Genomic DNA, 25,811 nt, shown 5'->3' with positions numbered 1-25,811 from the left:
CGTACTCCATACGGGGGACGCCGTCAGCCGCCCACGTAGGCCGCGAGGTGCTCGCCGGTAAGCGTGGAGCGGGCGGCGACGAGATCGGCGGGCGTGCCCTCGAAGACGATCCGGCCGCCGTCGTGACCGGCACCGGGGCCGAGATCGACGATCCAGTCGGCGTGCGCCATGACCGCCTGGTGGTGCTCGACGACGATCACCGACTTGCCCGAGTCGACGAGCCGGTCCAGCAGGCCCAGCAACTGCTCGACGTCGGCGAGATGCAGGCCGGCGGTCGGCTCGTCGAGGACGTACACGCCGCCCTTCTCCGCCATGTGCGTGGCCAGCTTGAGCCGCTGCCGCTCGCCGCCGGACAGCGTGGTCAGCGGCTGGCCGAGGGTGAGATAGCCGAGCCCGACGTCGGAGAGCCGGCCGAGGATGCGGTGCGCGGCGGGCGTACGCGCCTCGCCGGCGGCGAAGAACTCCCCGGCCTCGGTCACGGACATCGCCAGCACCTCGCTGATGTCACGGCCACCGAGGTGGTACTCCAGCACCGACGCCTCGAACCGCTTCCCCTCGCACTCCTCGCAGGTGGTGGAGACGCCGGCCATCATCGCCAGGTCGGTGTAGATGACACCGGCGCCGTTGCACGTGGGGCACGCGCCCTCGGAGTTGGCGCTGAACAGCGCCGGCTTCACGCCGTTGGCCTTCGCGAACGCCTTGCGGATCGGGTCGAGCAGCCCCGTGTACGTGGCCGGGTTGCTCCGCCGCGAGCCGCGGATCGGAGCCTGGTCGACCGACACCACTCCCGCATCGGCCGCCCACGACTGTTGACACAGCGAGCCGTGCACGAGCGAGCTCTTGCCGGAGCCGGCCACGCCGGTGACGACCGTCAGCACCCCGAGCGGGATGTCGACGTCGACGCCCCGCAGGTTGTGCGTCGTCGCGCCGCGCACCGGAAGCAGGCCGCTGGGCTTGCGCACCGTCTTCTTGAGAGAGGCCCGGTCGTCGAAATGGCGGCCCGTGATCGTGCCCCCGGCCCGCAGCCCCTCGACGGTGCCCTCGAAGCAGACGGCGCCGCCCGCCGTACCGGCGCCGGGGCCGAGGTCGACGACATGGTCGGCGATCGCGATCACCTCGGGCTTGTGCTCCACGACGAGCACCGTGTTGCCCTTGTCCCGCAGGCGCAGCAGCAGGCTGTTCATCCGCTGGATGTCATGGGGGTGCAGGCCCGTGGTGGGCTCGTCGAAGACGTAGGTCACATCGGTGAGCGAGGAGCCGAGGTGGCGGATCATTTTGACGCGCTGCGCCTCGCCGCCCGACAGCGTGCCCGCGGGCCGGTCGAGCGAGAGGTAGCCCAGGCCGATCTCCACGAACGAGTCGAGCGTGTGCTGGAGCGTGGCGAGCAGCGGGGCCACCTTGGGGTATCCCCTGCTCGAAGAGCTTGGGGAAGGTTCGCGGAGGCCGCGGACCCAGTCGGCCAGGTCGCTGATCTGCATCGCGCAGGCGTCGGCGATGCTGATCTTCTTGATCTTCGACGACCGGGCGGCCTCGCTGAGCCGGGTCCCGTCGCACTCGGGACAGGTGGTGAAGGTGACCGCCCGGTCCACGAACTCCCGGATGTGCGGCTGCATCGCCTCCCGGTCCTTGGCGAGCATCGACTTCTGGATCCGCGGGACCAGGCCCTCGTAGGTCATGTTGATGCCCGCGATCTTCATTCTGGTCGGCTCGCGGTGGAGGAAGTCGTGCAGCTCCTTCTTGGTGAACTTGCGGATCGGCTTGTCCGGGGCGTAGAAGCCCGACTCGCTGTAGAGCCGGTAATTCCAGCCGCCCGCCTTGTACCCGGGGATGGTGAGGGCGTCCTCGGCGAGCGACTTGGAGTCGTCGTAGAGCTGGGTGAGGTCGATGTCGGTGACCGCGCCCCGGCCCTCGCAGTGCGGGCACATGCCGCCGGTGATGCTGAAGCTGCGCCGCTCCTTCACGGTCTTCCCGCCGCGCTCGAGCGTGACCGCGCCGGCTCCGCTGATGGAGGCGACGTTGAAGGAGAACGCCTTGGGCGAGCCGATGTGCGGCTTGCCGAGCCGGCTGAAGAGGATGCGCAGCATCGCGTTGGCGTCGGTGGCCGTGCCGACCGTGGAGCGGGGGTCGGCGCCCATCCGCTGCTGGTCGACGGTGATCACGGTCGTCAGCCCGTCGAGCACGTCGACCTCGGGCCGTGCCAGGGTCGGCATGAAGCCCTGCACGAAGGCGCTGTAGGTCTCGTTGATCAGCCGCCGCGACTCCGCGGCGATCGTGTCGAAGACCAGCGAGCTCTTGCCCGAGCCGGAGACGCCGGTGAAGACCGTGAGCCGGCGCTTCGGTATCTCGACGCTGACGTCCTTGAGATTGTTCTCGCGCGCGCCGTGCACGCGGATCAGGTCGTGGCTGTCGGCGAGCGTGTCCGTCTTCGGGGCCGTGCTCATCGTGTCTCCATCTGCCGGGCGGGGCCGCCTGTGGTCCGCTGTCCACCACGGTAGGGGTGGGGTCTGACAGCCTAGGCACGGCCCGGTGACCGCCGCTTCTCGATTCCTGACCGATTGCCCGGGCCACATACATGAGTACGCGTACTCATGCGCCCGCCTCGCCCGCGCGGGCAGCATGGTCGGCATGAACCTGCCTGTTGCCCCGCCGGCATTCGACGCCTCCGCCGGCTCCGCCCGGAGCCGGCGTGCCGACCTGGGTGCCGACATCGGCGCCGGGTGCGGCCTGGTGGTCCTGGAACTGGTCACCCTGGTGGGGATCTTCGGCTTCTGGCTCCTCTCCGGGTTCAACCTCGACCCCGGAAAGACCGTCAGGACCGACTCGTTGTGGGGCTATCTGGTGGCCGCCGCCGGAGTCGGTGTCTTGTCCGTCGTGGCGGCCGCGGTCGCCGCTCGCGCCCGGGCGATCGTGACCGTCATCAGCCAGGGCTTCATGGCCGCGGTGATCGCCTCCATCGTCCTCGGCGGTGTCGCGGTGCAGTCCCGCGAGGACGCGCGGGACTCGACCGCCGGGAACGCCTGCCACGATGCGCCGACCGTGTCGTGGTGCGACGGCTGACCGCAGGGCGTCAGTCGCCTGCCACGCGCAGCAGAAGCTTGCCCGTGCTGGTGCGGCTGCCCATCAGACGGTGCGCCTCCGCCGCGTCGGCGAGCGGGAATTCGGCTGTGACGGGAAGCTTCACCGTCCCGTCGGCCACCGTACGGAAGGCCCGCTCCGTCAGCTCGCGCAGCGCGTCCGGCGCCGTACCGGCCATGGCGAGGACGGAGAGCCCGGCCACCGCGTGGCCCCCGCCGCCCAGATCCTCCTGGCCCACCTGCCACGGCTCCGCCGAGCTCGCGTTGCCGAAGGAGACCAGGCGGCCGAAGGGAGCGAGAACGTCCAGGCCCGCGCGCAGGGTGTCGCCGCCGACCGGGTCGAGGACCAGGTCGACGCCCCGGCCGCCCGTCGCACGGCGCACGTCCTGCGCGAAGTCCGTGCCGGTGGTGTCGGTGAACACCTCGTCGTAGCCGTGCCGCAGGGCGTACGCGGCCTTCGCGGGCGAGGACACCACGCCGTACACCGCGCCTGCCCCGGCCGCCTTCGCCAGCTGGCCGACGACCGTGCCCACGCCGCCCGCCGCGCCCTGCACCAGCACCGTCTCGCCGGCCCGCAGCCGTCCCGTCTCGTGCACGAGGGCGTGCGCGGTCGGGAGTACGGTCGGCAGTGCCGCCGCGGTGCGCAGGTCGATCCCCTCGGGGAGCGCGAAGACGGCCGTCGCGTCGGCGACGGCGACCTCCGCGTAGCCGCCGTGCGGCAGGAACGCGGCGACGCTCTGCCCCGGCCGGAACCCGGCCACGCCCCGGCCCACCGCGCGGACGCGGCCGGAGACCTCCAGGCCCGGCCGGAACGGCAGGGACGGCACCCGGTAGCCCGTCGAACGGGCCTTGAGATCGGCGAAGTTGACGCCCGCCCAGGCCACGTCGACGCTCACCCGGCCCGGCCCCGGCTCGGGAACCCCGGCCTCCACCACCTCGAGCACCTCGGGACCGCCGTACTCCCGGACCTCAATTGCGCGCATGACAGCACACACCCCTCACCGAGTGTTCAATGAAAAGCGAACAGTCTGGAGTGTATGGTTGCCGTCGAACACTCGGCAAGGGGAGGACACATGACGGACTGTTCCGGCAGCCACCGCACCGCCCCCGTGCACATCCACCCCGACAACGTGCCCGTCCAGGCGGCCCTCTCGGCGCTCGCCGACCCCGTACGGATGCGGCTCGTACGGGAGTTGGCCGGTGCGGAGGACTGGTCGCGCAGTTGCGGGGGCTTCGATGTGCCGGTAGGCAAGGCCGCCCTCAGCCACCACTTCGCGGTACTGCGCGCGGCGGGACTGGTCGAGCAGCGGGACGAGGGGCCCAAGCGCGTCAACCGGCTGCGCCGTGCGGAGTTCGAGGCCCGGTTCCCGGGGCTGCTCGGTCTCGTGCTGCGCGAGGGAGACTTCTAGCCCGGCCGCGCCCACTCCACCACCAGCCGGCCGTCCTCCCGCTCCGTCACCGCGGTGCCGAGGGCCGCACAGGCGCGGGAGAAGCGGTGCCGGATCCATGCGCGGTCCACGTCGCGCGCCAGCACCGTACGGCAGTAGTCCAGGTACAGCGGCACGGCCTCGAGCCGGACCGGAACGGGACCGTCCAGCGTGACCAGGAACAGCAGGCCCAGGTCGTTGCGCAGCTGCGAGTCGACCGCGTAGTCGTCGACGAAGTCGCCCATGTCGTAGACGATCCGGTCGCCCACGCCGTGGAAGACGTGCGCCGAGTGCCCGGCGATCAGCGTCGCCCCCGCCGCGCGCAGCTCCGCCGCCGACCCCCGGACGTACGGCGGCGGACGCGAGGTCATGTTCGGCCCCCAGTGCGGCGTGACCAGCACGACGTCGGCCGCCTCCCGCGCCCGCGCCACCGCGTCGTACAGCCAGCCCGGCACGGCGTGCCGCAGGTCGGCGAAGGCGACGCCGGGGCGGTCCTCACCGGCGGCGAAGTCCTCCGGGTGGTCCGTGGCGCCGATCACGGCCAGCCGCAGCCCGCCGGCCTCCAGCACCGCGAACTCCCGGGCCGCGTGCACGTCCGGGCCCGCGCCCACTACCCGGACCCCGGCCGAGGACAGCAGCGCGAGCGTGTCCGCCAGGGCGTCGAAACCGAAGTCCAGGGCGTGGTTGTTGGCCAGCGTCACACAGTCCACGCCCAGCTCCGCCAGCACCGTGGCAGCGGACGGCGGGGCGCGGAAGAAGAAGGGCTTGCCCGGGGCGGGCCAGGGCTCGCCCCGGTCGGAGACACAGCACTCGAGGTTGAGGACGACCAGGTCGGCCTCCGCGAGGATGCCGGTGACCTCGTCGCACAGAAGCGTCCCCGGCCCGGACGCCGGCGCGAGCTGCTCGGCGACGCCGCGCCCCAGCATGGTGTCCCCGGCCAGGGCCACCGTGATCACTGCGGTACGCCTCCGTCCCTCCCCCTTCTCGTACCTCAAGTCTCGGCGCGCCCGCCGCCCGCCGCAAACACGAAGCCGCCGGGAGCAGCGCTGCTCCCGGCGGCGGTCATGTGGGGTACGGGCCCTACGGCTTGCCCGCGGCCTCCTTCAGCTCGGCCGCGCGCTTGACACGGTCCACTCGGCCGCGGACGAGGAACCAGCCGCCGACCAGGGCCGCCGCGATCAGCGGCAGGCACAGCACCGTGGTGCGGTCGGCGCCCTTGTCGGCTGCCATCAGACCCAGCACGGAGGCCAGGAAGACCAGCGTGATGATCTGGGTGTACGGCGCGAAGGGGAGGCGGTACTTGGGACGGGTGACCAGACCCTGCTTGGCGCGCCGCCAGAAGAGCAGCGAACAGAGCATGATCATGCCCCAGGTGCCGATGATGCCGATCGCGGCGAAGTTCAGGACGATCTCGAACGCGTCCGCGGGGACCACGAAGTTGAGACCGACGCCCAGAACGCAGAACCCGGCGGTGAGCAGGATGCCGCCGAAGGGCACCTGGCCCTTGTTCATCTTCGCGGTGAACTTGGGCGCCGAACCCGCCATGGCCATCGAGCGCAGGATGCGGCCGGTGGAGTAGAGACCGGAGTTGAGGCTGGAGAGCGCCGCGGTGAGGACGACCAGGTTCATCACGCCGGCCGCGTACGGAACACCGATCTTCGACAGGACGGTGACAAACGGGCTCTCGCCGCCGTGGAACGCGGTGTACGGCAGGAGCAGCGCGAGCAGGATGACCGAGCCGACGTAGAAGATGCCGACGCGCCACATGATCGAGTTGATCGCCTTGGGCATGATCTTCTCGGGGTTCTCGGTCTCACCCGCGGCGACGCCGCACAGCTCCACCGAGGCGTAGGCGAAGACGACGCCCTGGATGACGAAGAGCATCGGCATCACGCCGGTCGGGAAGATGCCGCCGTGGTCGAGCATGTTCGACAGGCCCGGGGTGCTGCCGCCGACGTCGTGCTGGGTCATCAGCAGGAAGATGCCGATGAACATGAAGACGACGAGCGCGCTCACCTTGACGATCGCGAACCAGAACTCCATCTCGCCGAAGTACTTCACCGAGATCAGGTTCACGGTGAGGACGACCGCGAGGGCGATCAGCGCGAGCACCCACTGCGGGACGCTGCTGAACAGGTGCCAGTAATGGGTGTACGTGGCGACGGCCGTGATGTCGGCGATGCCGGTGGTGGCCCAGTTGAGGAAGTAGAGCCAGCCGGCCGTGAACGCGCCCTTCTCGCCCATGAACTCACGGGCGTACGAGACGAACGCGCCGGAGGACGGGCGGTGCAGAACGAGCTCACCGAGCGCCCGGACGACGAAGAAGGCGAAGAGCCCGCACACCGCGTAGGCGATGAAGAGCGAGGGTCCCGCGGTGTGGAGCCGGCCACCGGCGCCGAGGAAGAGGCCGGTGCCGATCGCTCCGCCGATGGCGATCATGTTGACGTGGCGGGACTTGAGGTCCTTGCTGTATCCCGCGTCACCGGCGTCGACGTGGGGGGACGACGCCGGAGCCGGCGCGGACACGCCGGGCTGGGGATCGGCCGCAGTGAGGGTGCGGTCACTCATGGGGTACTTCGCCTTCGTTCGAGGGGGGAGCGGGCCAGGCCGCGCGAAGGTGGGTCATGGCACATGCGGCGGCAGCGGCCCGTGGGCCCACTGCCGTGCAAATCCATGCGCTGAATGGTGTGGGTGTTCCGTATTCACGTCAAGAGTTCAAGAACACGTTGTTTACATGTGCGCTTTTCGCAGGTCAGAAGCTTGTCAGGGGTGGTCGGGCCGCGTGCTGCTTACGCATAGCCCAGATTCCGGTTGTTACCGGCACTCCAGGAAGAACACACGGTTACATCGCATAAGCAAACGGTGGTGAAGTGGTCTCGATCACGAAGTGCCCCGGGTCACACGACAGAGGCGGAATCACCGCGTCCGCGCACCAGCAGGCTCCCCAGGGCGGTGCGCCGGTGCAGGACCGCCCGCCCCGCGCGGACCGTCGTGACCAGGCCCGCGCCGCGCAGGGCCGCGGCATGGGAGGAGGCGGTGGCATTGCTGACGCCCAGCCGCCGGGCCAGCCCGCTGGTGGTGTGCTCCTCCGCGAGCAGGAGCAGCGCGTCGAGGCGGGTCCGCCCGAGCACCCCGGCCAGCGCGCCGTCCGTGCCGCCCGCCCCGGCGAGCGGTAGCGGCAGGCCCGGACCGGCCGGGTACGTCAGGGCCACGGGCCCGCCCGGCGCATCGGCGAGGACCGGGTGACCGGGCCCGTGGAAAGTGGGCAGGAGCAGCACGCCCCGGCCGCCCGGCCGGACCTCGTACTCCCGGGGCGCCTGAAGCTCCCAGACGCCGCCGTGCAGCCGGCTCCCGGGAACGAGCGCGGTGAGCGCCGCACCGGCACCGTGCTCGGCCACGGTCAGGGCATGCCGGGTGAACTCGGCGTGGTGCAGGTCCTGCACCACGTCCCACACGGGGCGCAGGACCGTCTCGAACGCCGCGTGCTGCGCACGGCGCACGAGATGCCGGGCATCGGCATCGCCCCGGCGGAGACCGCGGATCCACGGCGGGGCCGTGTGCCGGGCATACACCCGCTCGATCTCGGTGCACACCAGCTCCCGCGGCGCGGCCAGGACGGCGTCCAGCCCTTCCTCCAGGGTGTCGCTGAACACGTCGAGGAAGCAGGGGGCCTCCATGCCGGGGACCAGCTCACCCAGCGGCACCGCGACATCGGGCAGCGAGCGGAACAGCCGCTGCCGCCAGCGGCCGAGGAGCAAGGGATCCGTACCGCTGCATAGCAGCACGAGGGCCGCGTTCAGCTCCTGCAGCGGGGCGGGCCGGGGCGCGAACCGGACACGGGCGAAGTCGTCGGCCGTGAAGTGGATCCGGATCACTGCTTCTCCCCGCGGCGCCGCGCCATCGTTTCGGGCAGGGTCGAAACCATCGCCTCGTGCCCCCGCCGTGCGCCAGGCTCCCGGTCGTGCCCCCGGCATTCACCCAGCAACTGCCGGACGGCACAAGGACCGACGTCACAGAGACGCAAGGGGAGGACCATGTCCCGCACGAACACGGCCGCCACCGGGGTGACCCGACGGACCGTCACCACATCCGCCGTCGCGGCCGCCGCGCTGCTGCTCACCGGTGGCACGGGCATCGCACAGACGCGGATACGGGAAAAGGTCGAGGTCGCCCTGCGGCTGCCCGCGCCCACCGGGCCGCACCGCATCGGGATCACGACGCTGTATCTCGTCGACCGCTCCCGCCGCGACCCGTTGACGCCCGGGATCCCCGTCCGGGAGGTGATGGCCACGGTGTTCTATCCGGCCAGGGCCGTCCGTGGCCATCGGCTCGCGCCGCAGATGACCGGTGGAGCGGCCAAGGTCTTCGGGGAGTACGACGTCTACGCCCACCCGTTGCCGAAGGCCGGTGTCGACTGGGCCGCCACCTCGACGCACGCGCACACGAACGCGCCCGCCCAGGCCGTACGGCGGCCGGTGCTGCTGTACAGCCCGGGAGGCGGTGACCCGCGCACCCTCGGCACCATGACCGCGGAGGAACTGGCGAGCCACGGCCATGTGGTGGTGACCGTCGACCATCCCGGGGACGCCAGTGCCGTGGACTTCCCCCGTGCGACCGCGTACCGGAAGGAGAAGGTCCGTACGACCTCGCTCCCCCCGCGGGACCCCAGGGAGGACCCGAGGCTCTTCCGTACCCTGATCGAGACCCGGATCGCCGACCTCCGCTTCGTGCTGGACCGGCTCGAGGACCTGGCGGCCGGGCGAAACCCCGACGCCGCGGGGCGCCCGCTGCCCGAGCACCTCGGCCGGGCGCTGGACCTGCGCCGCGTGGGCGTCTACGGCCACTCGGCGGGCGGCACCACGGCGGCCGAGGCGATGTACGAGGACCGCCGCATCAAGGCCGCGGTCAACCTGGAGGGCTATCTGGACTGGGCACCCGAACGGCCCGGGCGACCGGGGGAGTTGCTCCCGGTCGCCCGGCACGGTGCGGACCGGCCGCTGCTGCTCGTGGGGTCCGAGCGCTTCACGCACCGCCAGGAGCTGGAGAAGTCCTGGTCCGCCGTCCTCGCCCACCCCGGAGGGCACACCCGCCGACAGCGGATCGGCCGTGCCGCGCACCACGTGTTCACCGACTTCGCCGCCATGGCGCCCCAACTGCAGGACGCCGGGCTGATGTCCGCGTGCGAGAGGGCCGCGCTGATCGGCACGATCGGCCCGGCCGACTCGGTGCCCATGGTGCGCGGCCGGGTACGCTCGTTCTTCGCCCGGCACCTGCCGCCGCGCTGACGGTCACCTGCGCAGCACCTTGCGGGCCAGGAAGTTGCCCAGCAGCTGGGCGACTTGGACCAGCACGATGAGCACGGCGACGGTCACCACCATCACCGAGGTGTCGAAGCGCAGATAGCCGTACGACATCGCGAGGTGCCCCACTCCGCCGCCGCCCACGGTGCCGGCGACGGCCGAGAAGTCGATCAGGGCCACCAACATGAAGGTGAAGCCGAGGACAAGGGGTCCCAGGGCCTCCGGCACCAGCACGGTGAGGATGATGCGCAGCGGGCTCGCGCCCATCGACCGCGCGGCCTCGATCACGCCCGGCTCGACGGACAGCAGATTGCTCTCGACGATCCGGGCGACACCGAACGTGGCCACGACCACCATGGGGAACACCGCCGCGTCGGTGCCGATCGCCGTGCCGACCACGCCGCGGGTCACCGGGGAGAGCGCCACGATGGCGATGATGAACGGGATGGGCCGGACGACGTTGATCAGTGCACTCAACATGGCGTGCACGGCGCGGTTCTGCAGGAGGCCGCCCTTGCGGGTCGCGTAGAGCGCCAGGCCCACCGCCATGCCGAGGACGGCGGACAGGGCCAGGGTGACCAGCACCATGTACACGGTCTCGCCGGTGGCGTCGACGACCTTGACCCAGAATTCGTTCCAGTCGACCTTCACCGGACACCTGCCGTCGTCGTGTGCGGGGCGAGCCGGGCGAGGACGGCGTCGATGTCGGCGTCCTCGCCGCGCAGTTCGAGGGTCACGCCGCCGAGCGGGCGGTCCCGGACCTCCATGACGCCCGCGTGGGCGATCGTGAAGTCCACGCCGTGCTCGCGCAGCAGCCGGGACAGGCCGCCGTCCCCGTCCGGGTCCCGGCCGACCGGCACGGTGACCAGGCGTCCGCCGTGCCGGGCCCGCAGCCGGGCCAACTCCTCGTCGTCCGGCCGGTCCTGGAGCGCGGACCGCACGAACACCTCGGTGACGGGGTGCCGCGGCCGGGAGAAGACGCTGTGCACGTCCCCGGTCTCCACGACCCTGCCGTCGGCCATCACGGCCACGTGGTCGCACAGCGAGCGGACGACGTCCATCTCGTGTGTGATGAGGACGATGGTGACGCCCAGTTCACGGTTGACCCGCCGCAGGAGGGCGAGCACCTCGCGGGTGGTCTGCGGGTCCAGGGCGGAGGTCGCCTCGTCGCACAGCAGCACGCTCGGCGAGGTGGCCAGGGCACGGGCGATGCCCACCCGCTGGCGCTGGCCGCCGGACAACTGCTCGGGGTGGCGGCGGGCGTACTCGTCCAGACCCACGAACCGCAGGGCCTCCAGCGCCCGTTCACGTGCCGCGGCACGCCTCAGTCCGGACAGCCGCAGCGGGTAGACGACGTTGCCGAGCACGGTGCGCGAGCGGAAGAGGTGCACCTGCTGGAAGATCATCCCGATGGAGCGCCGCACTTCGCGCCGCTGCCGTTCGCTCATCGCACCGAGGTCCCGGCCGTCGATCAGGACGCTGCCCGACGTGGGCGCCTCCAGGTGGTTGACGATCCGCAGCAGCGTGCTCTTGCCCGCGCCGCTGTGGCCCACGATGCCGAAGACGCTGCCCCGCGGGATGGTCAGGGACACCCCGTCCACCGCCCGGTGGCCGGTCTCCTTGCCCCGGGTCTTCTTGCCCTGGGAGAAAGTCTTGCCGACGTCGCGTAGTTCGATCATCGCGGTCACTTCCCCTGCCCGTTCCCCTGCCCGGCGAGCCGGCCGAGTTCCTTCTCGAGCTCGGGCCGCGGGATGTCCACCTGGTAGCGGGCGCCCTTCGCCGAGTCGCGCACCGCCTTCTGCACCGTGCGCGAGCGGTACAGCTCCACGATCTTCCGTACGTACGCCTTGTCCTTGTCCTTCGCCCGGGCGGCGATGACGTTGACGTACGGGCGCGCGGTGGCGCTCTCGGGGTCGTCGTGGAAGACGGACCGTTCCACGCTGTAGCCCGCCTGTTCGGCGACCCCGGCGTTGATGACCGAGGCGGCGGTGTCCTTGAGGGCGCGCGGAGTCTGCTGGGCGTCGACCGGCGTGATCTTCAGGTGCCGCGGGTTGTCCGCGATGTCGTCCGGGGTGCCGTAGATGCCGGCCCGGTCCTTGAGCGTGACCAGCCCGGCCGCCTGGAGCACCAGCAGGGCGCGGCCCTGGTTGGACGGGTCGTCGGGGATCGCGATCCGCGCACCGTCCGGAATGTCGCCGGGCTTGCGGTACTTGAGCGAGTACAGCCCCATCGGCGCCACCGAGGTCGAGGTGACCGGCACGATGTCGGTGCCGTTCTGGGCGTTGAACTGGCTGAGGAAGGCGAGGTGCTGGAAGGCGTTGAGGTCGATGTCACCGTCGGACAGCGCCTTGTTGGGCAGCTGGTAGTCCTCGAACGTGACGACCTTGACCTTGATCCCCGCCTTCTCCGCCTCCTTCGCGAGCACGTCCCACTCGGGGTCCGCGCCGCTTACCCCGATCCGTACCTCGTCGCCGGCCTCCGGGCCGGACAGGCCGCAGGCCGACAGCAGGAGTGCGAGGGCGGCGGCTGCGGACGCCGCCGCGACACGGCGGCGGGAAAGGGCGTGGTGCATGGGAACTCATTTCCAGGCAGGAGAACGACTCTTGGATCGTATGGACGAATCGGCCAACTGCCTGGAAATGAAAGGAGCTGTTCATGGTTCTGCAAGAGAACTGAAGAAAAGGGCTACGGAACGCGGATCATCTGGAAGCCCCGCCCGAATGTGGCCGCGACCAGCCGGTGGTGGGCGCCGTCGTACTCCAGGGCGGACACCGGCACCAGCGGCAGCCCGGAGCCGAGCCGCCGCCAGCCGTGCCCGCGGGTGGTGAACACGCCCTGGTCGGTGGCCGCGTACAGGACGCCGTCACGGCCCTGGACCACGTCGTTCACCGGCGCCTGCGGCAGGTTCCCGGACAGGTCCCGCCAACTGCGGCCCCCGTCACGGGTGAACAGTAGGTGCGGCTGCGGTGAGCCGGAGCGGTAGCCGGAGAGCGCGACGTACGCCCGTGCAGGGTCGCGCGGATCGACGGTCACCCGCGTCACCCACGGCTGCCCCTCGAGCACCCGGGTCCAGTGCCCGCCCAGGTCACGGGTCACCCAGACACGGCCGTCGTCGGTGCCCGCCCACACCGTCCGGCCGTCGCGCGCGGGCGCGATGGTGGTGAGCGTGCCGTACGGATAGGAGTCCTTGCCCGGGCCGCCGGTCAGGTCGGGGCTGATCACCTGCCAGGTGGCGCCCCCGTCGGCCGAGCGGTTGAGCCGGTTGCCGCCGTAGTAGACGACCTTCGGATCCACCGGGTCGAGCCGGACCGGGGTGAACCAGCCGCGCCGGTCCGCCGTGGTGCCGTCCGAGAAGCCCGTCATCGTCGTGCCGCCGTCCGTGGACCGGGCACAGTCGCCGTACTGGGAGCAGGCGTAGACGCGGTCACGGTCCGTGGGGTCGATCAGGTTCTGCAGTCCGTCGCCGCCCAGGTACTCGTTGAACCGCGGCCCGCCCCAGGAGCGCACGGAACCGTTGTCCTGCGCGCCGCCGGAGATCCGGCCGGTGTCCTGCGGGGTGACGGCCACGCTGTACAGCTGGGTCCACGGCTCGTACACCGCCTTGCTCCATCCGCCGTCACCGGCCGCGTCCGAGCGGTAGACGCCGCCGTCGTTGCCCAGGTAGACGCGCGAGGGGCGGCGCGGATCCCAGACCATCGCGTGCTGGTCCGCGTGGACGGAGCCGCCGGCCGACCAGGTCGTGCCGCCGTCCTTCGAGGTCATCAGGCCGACCCCCGCCACATGGACGTGCCGGGCCCGGAGCGGGTCGACCCACACCTTCCCGAACCACCACGAGTAGCCGCCCTGCGACCGCTTCAGCGCCGGGCTGTCCGGCAGCCTCGACCAGGTGGTCCCGGCGTCGCCCGAGGTGAGGAACCCGGTGAAGTCGCCGTCCGCGCCGCCCGTGACGGCGTACAGCCGCCCCGGCTCGGAGGCGGCGACGCCGAGCCCGATGCGGCCGGTGCCGCCCTCCGGCAGCGGCAGGTCCAGCCGCCGCCAGGACGCCCCGCCGTCGTCGGAGCGCCACAGCCCGGACCCGGGGCCGCCGTACTCACGCCGCTCGGGCGTGCGGCGGTGGTCCCACAGCACCGCGTACACCCGGCCCGCGACGGCCGGGTCGAGCTGGACGTCGACGGCACCGGTGAACTCCCCGGGCACCCCCAGCACCCGCTTCCACGAGGCCCCGGCATCCGTGGACAGGTACACGCCCCGGTCACCGCCGGGGGAGTAGAGCGAACCGGTCGCCGCCACCAGCACCCGCGCCGGATCGCGCGGGTCCACCGCGATGGCGCCCACCGTCCCGGAGTCGCGCAGGCCCGCGAAGCGCCAGTGCGCGCCGCGGTCCGTCGAGCGGTACACCCCCGTGCCCTCGTACGTCAGGCTCCCGCCGCCCGGATTGGGCTCCCCGGTGCCCGCGTACAGGGTGCCGTCCGGCGCCGCGGCGACCGCGCCCATGGCCTGGGTGGCCCCCGCCGGCCACGCCGGGCGGAACGTGCGCCCGGCGTCGCCGGAGCGCCACAGCCCGCCGCTCGCCGACGCCGCGTAGAGGGTGTCCGCGCGCTGCGGGTCGAGGGCGAGCGAGACGACCCGCCCGCCGATGTTCACCGGGCCCAGCGGCTGCCACCGGCCCGGTGCCGTGGGCAGCGCCGCGGCCTCGTCCGCCGCACGCCGGTAGGCCTGGCGGGGCAGCGCCTGCCCGGGGATCGCCTTCTGCCGGTAGCTGTACTCGGCGGGCGCCGCCGGACCGCGGACCCGCCCCGGCGAGCCCGCGGCCGCGCCCACGGGCGGTGCCGGTGCCAGCAGAGCGGCGGCCGCCACCACGGCCACGGCGGCGATACGGCGGCGTAAGGATCTCGAGGATCTCGATGGGGTCACAGTGCACTCCTCGCACCACATTGGGAAGGACGCCTGCTGTGCATCACGAGGAGCAAGTCTCGACCAACTGCGCAGGGAACACCAGTAGTTGACAGCAGTCCGGCAGGACTCGCGGGCCCCGGGCGCATTCGCCCCGCCACGGCGGTATAACGGGTGGTGTGACCTGTCCCGCGAAGGAGGGGCACACATGAAACACGACCTCGGCGCGCACCCTGTGGCCTATCTCCCGATCGAGGACCACGGCATCATCGGCGACCTGCGCACGGTCGCCCTCGTGGGGGTCGACGGCACGATCGACTGGTGCTGCCTGCCCCGCTTCGACTCGCCCTCGGTCTTCGGCTCCCTCCTCGACTCCCGGCGCGGAGGCTCCTTCTCCGTCACGGTCCGGGACGTCGAGCGCACCAAACAGATGTACATGCCGGACTCCAACGTCCTGCTGACCCGCTTCCTGGCCGAGCAGTCCGTGGCCGAGCTGTACGACTTCATGGTCCCCGACCACCCCGCCTGCCCCGCCTCGAGCGCCCGCCAGATCATCCGCCAGGTCAGGGTGCTGCGCGGGCGGGTCACCGTCGACGTGCACTGCCGCCCCGCCTTCGACTACGGCCGCGCCCCGCACACGCTCACCACCGGCACCGGGGCAGGCGCCCGCTTCGACAGCCCGGCCGGATCACTGGCGCTGCGCTCGTCCGTACCGCTGTACGCCGCGGAGGACGGCGCGGCGCGCGCCACCGTCACCCTCGAACCCGGCCAGTCCCTGGCACTCGCCGCCCAGTGGGGCGGCGAGCCGGGCGGCATCGGCTGCGACGAGGCGACGAAGCTGCTCGACAGCACCCTCCAGTACTGGGACGGATGGCTGCGCCACTCCCAGTACCACGGCCGTTACCGGGAAGCGGTCGAGCGCTCGGCGCTCGCCCTCAAGCTCCTCGTCCACCAGCCCACCGGCGCCCTCGTCGCGGCACCGACGACCTCGCTGCCCGAGTCCTTCGGCGGCAGCCGCAACTGGGACTACCGCTACACGTGGATCCGCGACGCCGCCTTCACGCTCTACGCCCTGATGCGCCTGGGCTTCACGGAGGAGGCCGCGGCCTTCATCGACTGGCTCCACCAGCGCTGCGTCGAGGCACCGCCGGGCACCGGACTCCAGGTGCTGTACGGCATCGACGGCCGCTCCGACCTGCCCGAGACGGTGCTCGACCACCTCGAGGGCTACCGCGGCGCCCGGCCCGTACGCATCGGCAACGCCGCCGCGCTGCAGACCCAGCTCGACATCCACGGCGAGCTGATGGACTCCGTCTACCTCTACAACAAGCACGGCGAGCCCATCTCCTACGAGCTGTGGGAGGCCCTGGGCCGGCAGCTCGACTGGCTCGAGAAGCACTGGGAGGACCCGGACGACGGCATCTGGGAGACCCGCGGCGGCCCGCAGCGCTTCACCTACTCCGCCCTGATGACCTGGGTCGCGTTCGAACGGGCCCTGCGCATCGCCCGGCACCGCGGCATGCCGGCCCCCGTCGAGCGGTGGCGCGACACCGCGTCCGAGGCCTACCGCTTCGTCCAGGAGCGGTGCTGGGTCCCGGAACTCGGCGCCTACTGCCAGAGCGCGGACAGCACGACGCTGGACGCCTCCCTGCTGGTGATGCCGCTGGTGAAGTTCGCCGGGCCGAAGGACCCGCGCTTCCTGTCCACGGTCCGCCGGGTCGAGCAGGAGCTCGTCAGCGACAGCCTTGTGCACCGCTACTGCGCCGACGACGGACTGACCGGCGGCGAGGGCACGTTCAACCTGTGCTCGTTCTGGTACGTCGAGGCGCTCGCACGCGCGGGCCGGGTGGGCGAGGCACGCTACGTCTTCGAGAAGATGATCACCCACGCCAACCACCTCGGCCTCTACGCCGAGGAGATCGGCCCGGCGGGAGAGGCCCTGGGCAACTTCCCGCAGGCCTTCACCCACCTCGCCCTGATCAGCGCCGCCGTCAACCTCGACCGCGCGATCGGCGAGCGGCGCGCCCCCGTCTCCCGGCACTGCCGCCTGAGCTGACGATCCGTCACTTACCGCACAGTGATCACTTACCGCACAGTGCGTCGTCCGCCAGCCTGCGGGTGGCGACATTGAGGGTGACCAGGTCGGGGCTGCTCCCGGCGCTGGTGACCGACACCGCGACGGACCGCCGCCCGTCGGGCGTGACACCGGTGCGGGTGTAGGAGCCGAGCCCGTCGCCCTCGTGGTGCCAGTAGCCGCCGCCGCAGGACAGCGGGGTCCAGCGCAGCCCCAGACCGTACCCGCCGCGCGGCCACTCGGCCAGGTCCTCCTTCGCACCGGTGCGGGCCACGGTGTGCTGCATGGCGGCCAGTTGGGCCTTCGGGAGCAGCCTGCCGGTGACCAGGGCGCGGAAGAAGGTGTTCAGGTCGGCGGTCGTGCTCACCACCCCGGAGTCCGCGGTGTGCTGCAGGCTGTGCTCCGTCACGTCCAGCCGCGCCCCCGTGGGGGTGCGCAGGAACACGGTCGCGTGCGGGCCGGGCAGATAGGGGTTCGTGCCCGGCACGTAGGTGTGCCGCAGCCCGAGAGGAGCGATGATCCGGTGCTCGACCTGCTCCCGCCAGCCGAGGCCGCCCGCCTTCTCGGCGATCATCGCGGCGAGCAGGTAATTGGTGTTGGAGTACGCCCACCGCGGGTGGCGGTGGTCGGGGGTGAACAGCGGGCGGTGGCTCATCGCGAGGGCGACGAACTGCGCGGCCGGTGTGGCGTCGTACCGGTTCCCCTCGAAGTCCTGGGCGAGCTTGCGGGCGAGCTCGGGGTCGTTGACGTAGTCGAACAGCCCGCTGGTCTGCTGCAGCAGATCCCGGACCGTGATCCGGGACCCGTCGTTGCCGTTGCCGGAGACGACGCCGGGCAGCCACTTCTCCACCGTGTCCTCCAGCGACAGCCGCCCCTCGGCGGCCAGTTGGAGGACGACGACGGAGGTGAACGTCTTGGTCGTGCTGGCGATGCGGAACTGCGCGTCCCACGGCACCTGGCTCCCCGACCGCGCGCGGACGGCCCCCCGGCCGGTCTCCGCCTCGGCGAGGACGGTCACGTCCTTGCCCGCCGCCCGTACCGCCCGCACATCCGCCTCGAGCGCGGTGGCACCGGCACGCGCGGGCGCGCCCTGGGGGCGTGCCTCGGCGACGCCGCCCGCGAGCACGGCGACGGCCAGGGCCACCGCTCCCGTCCGGCCCGCTCTCGTCCAACGGCCCGTGCGTCCGTACGCGCGCATCACGCTTCCCTTTCGTCCCCTGGCCCGTTCCCGGGCCGGTCTGTTTCCGTGGATCCATCACATCAGCGCGCACGGCGGGGGACCATGGGCCCAGGGCACTGGTCCGAGGTGGTGCCAGCACCACCCTTGCGACGGCCTGAACGAGTGATTCACCGGGCGTACGGGCACCCGGTGGACGATCCCGGGAAAGGGGAGAGCGTGACCACCCTGGGCCTTCCCGACTCCGTACGCGCCTGTCTGTTCGACCTCGACGGCGTGCTCACACAGACGGCGACCGTGCACGCCGCCGCGTGGAAGGAGACGTTCGACGCCTATCTCGCCCGGCGCGACGGCCCCGGATTCCGCCCGTTCGACCCCGTCGCCGACTACGACGCGTACGTCGACGGCATGCCCAGGGCCGACGGCGTACGCACCTTCCTCGCCTCGCGCGGCATCCACCTGCCCGAGGGGGACGCCGGTGACCCGCCCGACCGCGACACCGTGCAGGGCATCGGCAACCGCAAGAACGCGCTCGTCCTGAAGAAGATCAGGGAGACGGGCGTCGACGCCTACCCCGGTTCCGTCCGCTATGTGCGGGCCGTACGGGACGCGGGCCTGCGGCGTGCCGTGGTGTCCTCCAGCGCCAACTGCCGTGACGTGCTGGTCGCGGCGGGCATCGAGGACCTCTTCGAGGTGCGCGTCGACGGTGTCGTCGCCGCGGAGCGGCACCTGCCGGGCAAGCCCCACCCGGACACCTTCCTCGCCGCGGCCCGCGAGCTGGGCGTGGCCCCGGACCGGGCCGTCGTCTTCGAGGACGCGCTCGCCGGGATGGAGGCCGGCCGGTCCGGGAACTTCGGCTACGTCGTCGGCGTCGACCGGGTGGGCCAGGCCGCCGCGCTGCGCGAGCACGGCGCGGACGTCGTCGTCGAAGACCTCGCCGAACTGCTGGGAGACACCCCTTGATCACTCACCCGGCCTATCTGGTCGACCCCTGGTGCCTGCGCGAGACCGAGCTCAATCTCGACGTGCTCTCCCAGAGCGAGTCGGTGTTCGCGCTCGCCAACGGGCACGTCGGCTGGCGCGGCAACCTCGACGAGGGCGAGCCGCACGGCCTGCCCGGCACCTACCTCAACGGTGTCTTCGAGTTCCGCGACCTGCCCTATGCCGAGGCCGGTTACGGCTACCCGGAGTCCGGACAGACCGTCATCAACGTCACCAACGGCAAGGTGATCCGGCTGCTCGTCGACGACGAGCCCTTCGACCTGCGCTACGGCAAGCTGCAGCGGCACGAGCGCGTCCTCGACTTCCGCACCGGCCTGCTGCACCGCACGGCCGAGTGGACCTCGCCGAGCGGCCGCAGCGTACGGGTCCGGTCGACCCGGCTGATCTCCTTCACCCAGCGCGCCGTGGCGGCCATCGCCTACGAGGTCGAGCCGCTCGACGGCGACGTACGGATCGTCGTCCAGTCGGAACTGGTCGCCAACGAGCAGCTGCCCGCCGCCAACGGCGACCCCCGCACGGCCGCCGAGCTGGAGAACCCGCTCGTCCCCGAGGAGCACTACGCCCACGGCTCCCGGATCCGGCTGCTGCACAGCACCGCCCGCAGCGGACTGAAGGTCGCGGTGTCGGCCGACCATGTCGTGGACGGCCCGGAGAAGACCGAGGCCTGCTCCGAGTCCAGTGAGACCCTCGCCCGGCTCACCATCACCTCGAGGCTGGGCGAAGGACAGCGGCTGCGTGTGGAGAAGTTCGTCGCCCACGGCTGGTCCGCCGTCCGGTCCGTGCCCGCCGTGCACGACCAGGTGGACGCCGCCCTCGCGGCTGCCGTCAGCACCGGCTGGGCCGGGCTGCTCGCCGAACAGCGCCAGTTCCTCGACGACTTCTGGTCCCGCGCCGACGTCGAGGTGGACGGGGACGCGGAGATCCAGCAGGCCGTGCGGTTCGCCCTGTTCCACGTCCTGCAGGCCGGCGCACGCGGCGAGGCGCGCGCCCTGCCCGCCAAGGGGCTCACCGGGCCCGGCTACGACGGCCACTGTTTCTGGGACACCGAGTCCTTCGTCCTGCCCGTGCTGACCTACACCGCCCCGCAGGCGGTGGAACAGGCGCTGCGCTGGCGCCACAACACCCTGCCCGCCGCACAGGAGCGCGCCGGCCAACTGGGGCTCCACGGCGCGGCGTTCCCCTGGCGGACCATCAACGGCGACGAGTGCTCGGCCTATTGGCCCGCGGGCACCGCGGCGTTCCATATCAACGCCGACATCGCCGATGCCGTCGTGCGCTACCTCTGCGCCACCGACGACGACGTCTTCGAGCAGGAGGTCGGACTGCCGCTGTTGGTGGAGACCGCCCGGCTGTGGCGCTCCCTCGGCCACCACGACCACCACGGGGACTTCCACATCGACGGCGTCACGGGGCCCGACGAGTACAGCGCGATCGCGGACGACAACCTCTACACGAACCTGATGGCCCAGCACAATCTCCGGGCGGCAGCGGCGGCGGCCGAACGCCACCCGGACCGGGCGGGCGTCCTGGGCGTGAACGACGAGGAGACCGCGGCCTGGCGCGACGCCGCCATGCGCATGACGCTGCCCTACAACGCCGAACTCGGCGTCCACGAGCAGTCCGCGGGCTTCACCGGGCACCAGATGTGGGACTTCCCGGGGACGGAGGACGACCAGTACCCGCTGATGCTGAACTTCCCCTACTTCGACATCTACCGCAAACAGGTCATCAAGCAGGCGGATCTGGTGCTCGCCATGTTCCTGCGGGGCGACGCCTTCACCCAGGAGCAGAAGGCCCGCAACTTCGCCTACTACGAGCAGCTGACGGTCCGTGACTCGTCCCTGTCCGCCTGCACCCAGGCGGTCATGGCCGCCGAGGTGGGGCACATGCGGCTGGCCTACGACTACCTGGGCGAAGCGGCCATGATGGACCTGTTCGACCTGGAGGGCAACACCCGCGACGGCATCCACATCGCCTCCCTCGCGGGCACCTGGTTCGCGCTCGTCATGGGCTTCGGCGGCATGCGCGACCACGGCGGGGGTGTGCTGGCCTTCGCCCCCAGGCTCCCCGAACAACTGGGGCGCCTCGCCTTCACCGTGCAGATGCTGGGGCGGCGGCTGCGGGTGGAGATCACGGGCACCACCGCGACGTACACCCTGCTCGAGGGCGAGGCCCTCGAGATCCGGCACTGCGGCGAGCCGCTGACCGTGGCGCCCGGGGCGCCCGAGTCCCGCCAGGTGCCGGCGCTGGCCGCCGGCCCCGCGCCGGAACAGCCGCCCGGCCGCGGCCCGGCACGACGCCGGGCCGTCGCCCACTCCGGCGAGCCGGAACCGGCGTCGCCGCACTGAGCCGGCGGCCGTCAGTCCGCGGGCGGCGTCCAGTCGGCGACGAGGCTGAGCAGGCCCGGGAAGCGGGAGTCGAGGTCGTCCACCCGCACATGGCTGCGGCGCTCCAGGCCGTACTGGCGCTGCCGGGTGACACCGGCCTCGCGCAGGGCGCGGAAGTGGTGGGTGAGCGAGGACTTGGGCCGGTCCAGCCCGAACCAGGCGCAGGTGTGGTCGAAGTCCTCGGATTCCAGCAGCAGTTTGCGCACGATCGTCAGGCGCAGCGGGTCGCTCAGCGCACCCATCACCACCTCCAGCCGCAGGTCCTCGACGGCTGGTTCCGGCAACGGGGCGGGCAGGTCGGCGGGTTCCGGCATGACCTTGACGGCGGGCCGTGTCATCGGTTTCTCCTCGCGACGGTCGGCTAAGTACGAGTTCCATCGTACTGCATGCTATGTTCGAGAAAACTCGTAGTGGAGCTCGTCAGCTCGTCAAAAGGAGTCCCCATGACGGACATTCGGCCTGCCCTCCTGGACGCACGGCCTGTCGCGCGGCACATCACGGAGGAGCGCCGCGTCGCGCCCCGGTGGTGGATATGGCTCGCGGCCTGGCCCGTGACCGCGGTGTTCGTGCTCTCCAACGCGGCGACGCCGCTCTACGTCCTCTGGCAGCGGGACATCGGATTCTCCAGAGGCATGCTGACCATCGTCTTCGCCTGCTACATCGCCGGGCTGATCGGCTCGTTGCTGGTGTCGGGCGTGCTCTCCGACCGGATCGGGCGCAAACCGGTCCTCCTGCCGGCACTGGCGCTCGCGGCGGCGGCCTGCGTGATCTTCGCGACCGCGACCTCCGTGGCGGCGCTCATGGTGGCCCGGCTGCTGACGGGCATCGCGGTCGGTGCGGTCGTCTCGGCGGGCATGGCGGCGGTCGCGGACGTGGCGGGACCGACGCGCAAGCGCCTCGCGGCGCTGCTGGCCTCGAGCGCGATGGTGCTCGGCGCGGGCGTCGGCCCCCTGCTGGCCGGCGTGCTCTCCGAGCTCGCGCCCGCCCCGACGACGACGGTCTTCCTGGTCGAAATCGTGCTGCTGGCCCTGGCGTTCGCCGTCGTCCTGAAGATGCCGGTGCAGCGCCCGGCCGGACGCGGCGCCGGGGCGTGGGTGCGGCTGCCGGGCGTGCCGCGGGACAACCGTACGCACCTGGTGCTCGGCATCGCGGTCTTCGCCCCCGGCATCACGGCCACCTCGTTCGTGCTCTCGCTGGGGCCGTCCCTGCTGGCCGGCCTGCTGGGCACGACCAGCCGCATCGTGGCCGGCGCCATGGCCTTCGTGATGTTCCTCGCCGCGACGGGAGTCCAGTTCGCGGTGCGCCGCCTGAGGCTGCGTCACCTCCTCGTCGCCAGTGCGGTGAGCACGGCCGCGAGCATGGTCGCCCTCGTCGCCGCGGTGCAGTTCTCGTCGGTCGTCCCCCTTGTCGTCGCGGCGGTGCTGGCCGGCGCCGGCCAGGGCATGGGGCAGCTCGGCGGGCTGTCCCTGCTGAACGCGGGAGTGCCCGCCGCGCGGCTGGCCGAGGCCAACGCGGCCATGAACGTGGGGGGTTACGTCCCCGCGGGCGTCCTGCCCGTCACGGCCGGCTTCCTGAGCGATGCCATCGGCCTGCCCGCCGGGGCGACGGTCTTCGGGACGGTGCTCATCGCCGTCGCGGTGACCGGCGGCATCGTCGTCACCCTCCTCCGCGGCCGGATCCCCGAGGCTGCCTGAGCCGTGCGGCTACCGCACCAGGCGCGAGGCGACTGTCGCGCCCGGGCTGCTCGCCAGCAGGGCCTCGGTGAGGGCGTCACCGGCGGCGTCCAGGGCGTCGTCGCCGAGCGGGCCGAGCGCGTCCAGGATGAACGCCGCCCGCGTGGTGCTGTGGGTGAGCCGGGTGCGGGTGCACTGGCGCCAGTTCCAGCGGCGGCACGTGACGCCCGAGTCGTCCCGCCACACGACCTCGCCCGGCGGGCAGTGCTCGGTCACGGCCTCGCCGCCCGCGGTCGTCTCGAACGGCTCGTCGCCCGTGGCGCGCACCAGTCGCGCCGCACCGGCGTAGTGGTCCAGGTCCTCGCCGCCGAGCGGCAGGACGTGCGCCACCGAGACCGCGTTGTAGATGTCGGTGAGCCGGTCCACCCGCGGCAGCCCCGCGTCCACCCGGCGCAGCAGCGCCTCCGCGCTGGGGCGGGTGCGCTGCGGCTTCGCCCCGAAGGCGCGGAACGCCTCGCGCCAGGCGGCCAGGTGCGGGTGCTCCTCCACCGGCATCCCGGCGAGCCAGGCCCGCGCGGTCTCCTCGGCCGCGGTGAGCAGCCGCTCGCTCGCCTCGTCGCTCGGCCCCGGGCGCAGCCCCTCCGCGGCGACGACCAGGGCGCGGTAGTCGGGTCGCAGTTCCCGTACGGCGGGATCCACGGTGACGGTGTCGAGCCAGGCCTTGAGGTCGGCGGTGTCTGCTGCGGCCATGAACACTCCAGGATCAGTATTGTGTACTGGATGGTTCTTTGAAATGTACCATCCGCAAAAAGGGCAGGCGCCCGGCGGCGGACGAGGTCACACTGCCGTGATGCTGACCATCCGAGCCGCGCTCACCGCGGACCTTCCTCTCCTCCAGGACCTGGAACGTGCCGCCGGCCTGCAGTTCCGTGACATCGGCATGCCGGAGATCGCCGACGACGCCCCGCCGTCGCTCGAGGAGCTCGACCGCCACCGGCGGGCCGGGCTCGCCTGGGTCGCGGCCGACGGAAGCGGCCCCCCGGCGGCCTACCTCCTCGCCGAGCCCGTCGACGGCGACCTCCACGTGGAACAGGTCTCGGTGCACCCGGACAGCGCCCGGCGCGGGGTGGGCCGGGCGCTGCTGGACCACCTCGCCGACCGGGCCGCCGCCGACGGCATCCCGGCGCTGACGCTGACCACCTTCGCCGAGGTGCCGTGGAACGCCCCCTACTACGCGCGCTGCGGGTTCCGGATCCTGGCCGACGGACAACTCACGCCGGGCCTGCGGGAGATCAGGCGCAAGGAGGCCGCCTGCGGCCTGGACCGGTGGCCGCGCGTGTGCATGCGACGGCCGGTCCCGGCAGCGGCTCCTCAGGCGAGGCCGAACACCTCGATGTCGTCCTCCATCGGCCGGTAGCGCCCCGGATCCGTGTCGACGCTCATGCCGCGCTGCTCCGGTGGGTGGCGATGTGCTGCTCGAGCGTCCGGTCCGGCCTATTCGTGGCCATTTTGGCGCACACGCGCCCGAAGACTCGGAAATTCCTTAGGTCGCTCCGTGGTTCCGTGAGCCTGCCGAGCGCTGGGTGAGGACGTGTGGCCCTCGACCGGCTTTGTCCGTGGCAGTGAAAGGGGACCGAATGTCCAAGTGCGCGCTGATCACCGGGATCACCGGGCAGGACGGCTCGTACCTCGCCGAGCATCTGCTCGCCGAGGGCTACCAGGTGTGGGGCCTGACCCGGGGTCAGGCCAACCCCCGCAAGGACCGGGTGGCCAAACTGATACCGGATCTGTCCTTCGTGGACGGTGACTTGATGGACCAGGGAAGCCTGGTCACGGCTGTGGACATGGTGCAGCCGGACGAGGTGTACAACCTCGGGGCGGTCTCGTTCGTCCCCATGTCCTGGCAGCAGCCGGAGCTCGTCACCGAGGTCAACGGCACCGGGGTGCTGCGGATGCTCGAGGCCATCCGGATGGTGAGCGGGCTGGGGAAGTCCTCCGGCGGGAGCGACGGGCACGGCCAGATCCGCTTCTACCAGGCGTCGTCCTCGGAGATGTTCGGAAAGGTGGTGGAGTCGCCGCAGAGCGAGCGGACCCCCTTCCACCCGCGCAGCCCGTACGGGGTGGCCAAGGCGTACGGCCACTACATCACCCAGAACTACCGGGAGTCGTACGGGGTGTTCGGGGTCTCGGGGATCCTCTTCAACCACGAGTCGCCCCGCCGCGGGGCGGAGTTCGTGACGCGGAAGATCTCCCTGGCGGTCGCTCAGATCAAGCTGGGCATGCAGGACAAGCTGCTGCTCGGCAACCTCGACGCGGTCCGCGACTGGGGCTTCGCGGGGGACTACGTCCGCGCCATGCACCTGATGCTCCAGCAGGAGCGGGCCGGGGACTACGTGGTGGGCACCGGCCGAATGCACTCGGTACGGGACGCCGCGCGCATCGCCTTCGAGGCCGTGGACCTGGACTGGGAGGAGCACGTCGTGGTGGACCCGGCCCTGGTGCGGCCCGCCGAGGTCGAGACGCTCTGCGCCGACCACGGCAACGCCAGCCGGGAACTGGGCTGGGAGCCCGAGGTCGGCTTCGAGGAGCTGATGCGGATGATGGTGGAGTCCGACCTCCGCCAGGCCGGCTACCAGCGGGACCACCGCGAACTGCTCGCCGCCGCCGGCTGGTAGGGCTCGCCGGCGAACACCCTGCTCACACCCGCCACGGAAGCCCGGGTCGGCCGACTCTAGGGAATTCCGTGGCCCCGCCCGCCGAGACTGGGCGTGTGGCGTGCGGGAAGTCGAGCAGTGCCCCGGGCG

The 25,811-nt window shown here is 71.9% G+C and carries 21 protein-coding genes; 9 read left to right on the top strand and 12 right to left on the bottom strand.

Annotation, left to right across the window (positions count from 1 at the left end):
- Window positions 1–23: 23 nt before the first annotated feature.
- Complete coding sequence (locus ACV530_RS03165) at window positions 24–2,441, bottom strand: ATP-binding cassette domain-containing protein (protein WP_494330652.1); 2,418 nt, start codon at window positions 2,439–2,441, stop codon at window positions 24–26.
- Window positions 2,442–2,625: 184 nt separating this feature from the next.
- On the opposite strand from ACV530_RS03165, the gene ACV530_RS03160 reads away from it, so the two are divergent.
- Complete coding sequence (locus tag ACV530_RS03160) at window positions 2,626–3,057, top strand: DUF6234 family protein (RefSeq protein ID WP_494330651.1); 432 nt, start codon at window positions 2,626–2,628, stop codon at window positions 3,055–3,057.
- 10 nt (window positions 3,058–3,067) lie between these two features.
- On the opposite strand, the gene ACV530_RS03155 is transcribed toward ACV530_RS03160, so the two are convergent.
- Window positions 3,068–4,057, bottom strand: coding sequence for a quinone oxidoreductase family protein (locus ACV530_RS03155; RefSeq protein ID WP_494330650.1), 990 nt, complete (start codon window positions 4,055–4,057; stop codon window positions 3,068–3,070).
- Window positions 4,058–4,147: 90 nt separating this feature from the next.
- Between ACV530_RS03155 and ACV530_RS03150 the strand changes: the two genes are divergently transcribed.
- The gene (locus tag ACV530_RS03150; protein WP_494330649.1) at window positions 4,148–4,483 is read left to right on the top strand and encodes an ArsR/SmtB family transcription factor; all 336 of its coding nucleotides are present in this window, start codon (window positions 4,148–4,150) and stop codon (window positions 4,481–4,483) included.
- Here ACV530_RS03150 and ACV530_RS03145 read toward each other — a convergent pair.
- The 3 genes from ACV530_RS03145 to ACV530_RS03135 form a co-directional block, all read right to left on the bottom strand.
- Window positions 4,480–5,457: a CapA family protein gene (locus tag ACV530_RS03145; protein ID WP_494330648.1), complete on the bottom strand. Its 978-nt coding sequence runs from the start codon at window positions 5,455–5,457 to the stop codon at window positions 4,480–4,482. The genes ACV530_RS03150 and ACV530_RS03145 overlap by 4 nt on opposite strands.
- 124 nt (window positions 5,458–5,581) lie before the next feature.
- Window positions 5,582–7,069, bottom strand: a complete 1,488-nt coding sequence (locus ACV530_RS03140; RefSeq protein ID WP_494330647.1) for an amino acid permease — start codon at window positions 7,067–7,069, stop codon at window positions 5,582–5,584.
- A gap of 329 nt (window positions 7,070–7,398) precedes the next feature.
- Complete coding sequence (locus ACV530_RS03135; protein ID WP_494330646.1) at window positions 7,399–8,376, bottom strand: ArsR/SmtB family transcription factor; 978 nt, start codon at window positions 8,374–8,376, stop codon at window positions 7,399–7,401.
- 159 nt (window positions 8,377–8,535) lie between these two features.
- Here ACV530_RS03135 and ACV530_RS03130 point away from each other — a divergent pair, with 159 nt between their 5' ends.
- Complete coding sequence (locus ACV530_RS03130) at window positions 8,536–9,786, top strand: alpha/beta hydrolase family protein (protein WP_494330645.1); 1,251 nt, start codon at window positions 8,536–8,538, stop codon at window positions 9,784–9,786.
- Between the two features lie 3 nt (window positions 9,787–9,789).
- Here the strand turns inward: ACV530_RS03130 and ACV530_RS03125 are convergent, their stop codons facing one another.
- From ACV530_RS03125 to ACV530_RS03110, 4 genes are all read right to left on the bottom strand, one after another.
- Entirely contained in the window at window positions 9,790–10,452 is a 663-nt protein-coding gene (locus ACV530_RS03125) for a methionine ABC transporter permease (RefSeq protein ID WP_494330644.1), read from the bottom strand.
- Window positions 10,449–11,480, bottom strand: a complete 1,032-nt coding sequence (locus tag ACV530_RS03120) for a methionine ABC transporter ATP-binding protein (protein ID WP_494330643.1) — start codon at window positions 11,478–11,480, stop codon at window positions 10,449–10,451. The genes ACV530_RS03125 and ACV530_RS03120 overlap by 4 nt, the downstream gene beginning before the upstream one ends.
- Before the next feature lie 5 nt (window positions 11,481–11,485).
- Complete coding sequence (locus ACV530_RS03115; RefSeq protein WP_494330642.1) at window positions 11,486–12,373, bottom strand: MetQ/NlpA family ABC transporter substrate-binding protein; 888 nt, start codon at window positions 12,371–12,373, stop codon at window positions 11,486–11,488.
- Between the two features lie 113 nt (window positions 12,374–12,486).
- Window positions 12,487–14,715, bottom strand: a complete 2,229-nt coding sequence (locus tag ACV530_RS03110) for a WD40/YVTN/BNR-like repeat-containing protein (RefSeq protein ID WP_494330641.1) — start codon at window positions 14,713–14,715, stop codon at window positions 12,487–12,489.
- 187 nt (window positions 14,716–14,902) lie between these two features.
- On the opposite strand from ACV530_RS03110, the gene ACV530_RS03105 reads away from it, so the two are divergent.
- Window positions 14,903–16,750 (top strand): glycoside hydrolase family 15 protein, encoded by a 1,848-nt coding sequence (locus ACV530_RS03105; protein WP_494330640.1) that lies wholly within the window; start codon window positions 14,903–14,905, stop codon window positions 16,748–16,750.
- 25 nt (window positions 16,751–16,775) lie between these two features.
- Here ACV530_RS03105 and ACV530_RS03100 read toward each other — a convergent pair whose 3' ends face one another.
- A complete protein-coding gene (locus ACV530_RS03100; protein ID WP_494330639.1) occupies window positions 16,776–17,966 on the bottom strand; it encodes a serine hydrolase domain-containing protein in 1,191 nt (396 codons plus the stop codon).
- Between the two features lie 198 nt (window positions 17,967–18,164).
- Here ACV530_RS03100 and ACV530_RS03095 point away from each other — a divergent pair, with 198 nt between their 5' ends.
- Window positions 18,165–18,908 carry an HAD family hydrolase gene (locus ACV530_RS03095; protein ID WP_494330638.1) on the top strand — a complete coding sequence of 248 codons (744 nt, stop codon included), beginning with the start codon at window positions 18,165–18,167 and terminating at the stop codon, window positions 18,906–18,908.
- Window positions 18,905–21,295 carry a glycoside hydrolase family 65 protein gene (locus ACV530_RS03090; RefSeq protein ID WP_494330637.1) on the top strand — a complete coding sequence of 797 codons (2,391 nt, stop codon included), beginning with the start codon at window positions 18,905–18,907 and terminating at the stop codon, window positions 21,293–21,295. The genes ACV530_RS03095 and ACV530_RS03090 overlap by 4 nt, the downstream gene beginning before the upstream one ends.
- Before the next feature lie 11 nt (window positions 21,296–21,306).
- On the opposite strand, the gene ACV530_RS03085 is transcribed toward ACV530_RS03090, so the two are convergent.
- The gene (locus ACV530_RS03085) at window positions 21,307–21,672 is read right to left on the bottom strand and encodes an ArsR/SmtB family transcription factor (protein WP_494330636.1); all 366 of its coding nucleotides are present in this window, start codon (window positions 21,670–21,672) and stop codon (window positions 21,307–21,309) included.
- Between the two features lie 105 nt (window positions 21,673–21,777).
- Between ACV530_RS03085 and ACV530_RS03080 the strand changes: the two genes are divergently transcribed.
- Window positions 21,778–23,028, top strand: coding sequence for an MFS transporter (locus ACV530_RS03080; protein ID WP_494330635.1), 1,251 nt, complete (start codon window positions 21,778–21,780; stop codon window positions 23,026–23,028).
- 9 nt (window positions 23,029–23,037) lie between these two features.
- On the opposite strand, the gene ACV530_RS03075 is transcribed toward ACV530_RS03080, so the two are convergent.
- Entirely contained in the window at window positions 23,038–23,757 is a 720-nt protein-coding gene (locus ACV530_RS03075; RefSeq protein WP_494330634.1) for a B3/B4 domain-containing protein, read from the bottom strand.
- Between the two features lie 103 nt (window positions 23,758–23,860).
- On the opposite strand from ACV530_RS03075, the gene ACV530_RS03070 reads away from it, so the two are divergent.
- Together ACV530_RS03070 and ACV530_RS03065 are read left to right on the top strand one after the other, a co-directional pair.
- Window positions 23,861–24,424, top strand: coding sequence for a GNAT family N-acetyltransferase (locus ACV530_RS03070; RefSeq protein ID WP_494330821.1), 564 nt, complete (start codon window positions 23,861–23,863; stop codon window positions 24,422–24,424).
- Window positions 24,425–24,644: 220 nt separating this feature from the next.
- Window positions 24,645–25,682 (top strand): GDP-mannose 4,6-dehydratase, encoded by a 1,038-nt coding sequence (locus ACV530_RS03065; RefSeq protein ID WP_494330633.1) that lies wholly within the window; start codon window positions 24,645–24,647, stop codon window positions 25,680–25,682.
- Window positions 25,683–25,811 lie beyond the last annotated feature (129 nt).

The sequence above is a fragment of the Streptomyces sp. SX-6 genome (assembly GCF_059089585.1).
Note: the sequence above shows the minus strand (reverse complement) of the source record. Positions and strands in the feature narration are given on the sequence as shown.

Bases quoted from the DNA above. Each gene is read 5' to 3' on its own strand.
- ACV530_RS03165 (WP_494330652.1), bottom strand. From the start codon at position 2,441: ATGAGCACGGCCCCGAAGACGGACACGCTCGCCGACAGCCACGACCTG.
- ACV530_RS03160 (WP_494330651.1), top strand. From the start codon at position 2,626: ATGAACCTGCCTGTTGCCCCGCCGGCATTCGACGCCTCCGCCGGCTCC.
- ACV530_RS03155 (WP_494330650.1), bottom strand. From the start codon at position 4,057: ATGCGCGCAATTGAGGTCCGGGAGTACGGCGGTCCCGAGGTGCTCGAG.
- ACV530_RS03150 (WP_494330649.1), top strand. From the start codon at position 4,148: ATGACGGACTGTTCCGGCAGCCACCGCACCGCCCCCGTGCACATCCAC.
- ACV530_RS03140 (WP_494330647.1), bottom strand. From the start codon at position 7,069: ATGAGTGACCGCACCCTCACTGCGGCCGATCCCCAGCCCGGCGTGTCC.
- ACV530_RS03130 (WP_494330645.1), top strand. From the start codon at position 8,536: ATGTCCCGCACGAACACGGCCGCCACCGGGGTGACCCGACGGACCGTC.
- ACV530_RS03120 (WP_494330643.1), bottom strand. From the start codon at position 11,480: ATGATCGAACTACGCGACGTCGGCAAGACTTTCTCCCAGGGCAAGAAG.
- ACV530_RS03115 (WP_494330642.1), bottom strand. From the start codon at position 12,373: ATGCACCACGCCCTTTCCCGCCGCCGTGTCGCGGCGGCGTCCGCAGCC.
- ACV530_RS03105 (WP_494330640.1), top strand. From the start codon at position 14,903: ATGAAACACGACCTCGGCGCGCACCCTGTGGCCTATCTCCCGATCGAG.
- ACV530_RS03100 (WP_494330639.1), bottom strand. From the start codon at position 17,966: ATGCGCGCGTACGGACGCACGGGCCGTTGGACGAGAGCGGGCCGGACG.
- ACV530_RS03085 (WP_494330636.1), bottom strand. From the start codon at position 21,672: ATGACACGGCCCGCCGTCAAGGTCATGCCGGAACCCGCCGACCTGCCC.
- ACV530_RS03080 (WP_494330635.1), top strand. From the start codon at position 21,778: ATGACGGACATTCGGCCTGCCCTCCTGGACGCACGGCCTGTCGCGCGG.
- ACV530_RS03075 (WP_494330634.1), bottom strand. From the start codon at position 23,757: ATGGCCGCAGCAGACACCGCCGACCTCAAGGCCTGGCTCGACACCGTC.
- ACV530_RS03065 (WP_494330633.1), top strand. From the start codon at position 24,645: ATGTCCAAGTGCGCGCTGATCACCGGGATCACCGGGCAGGACGGCTCG.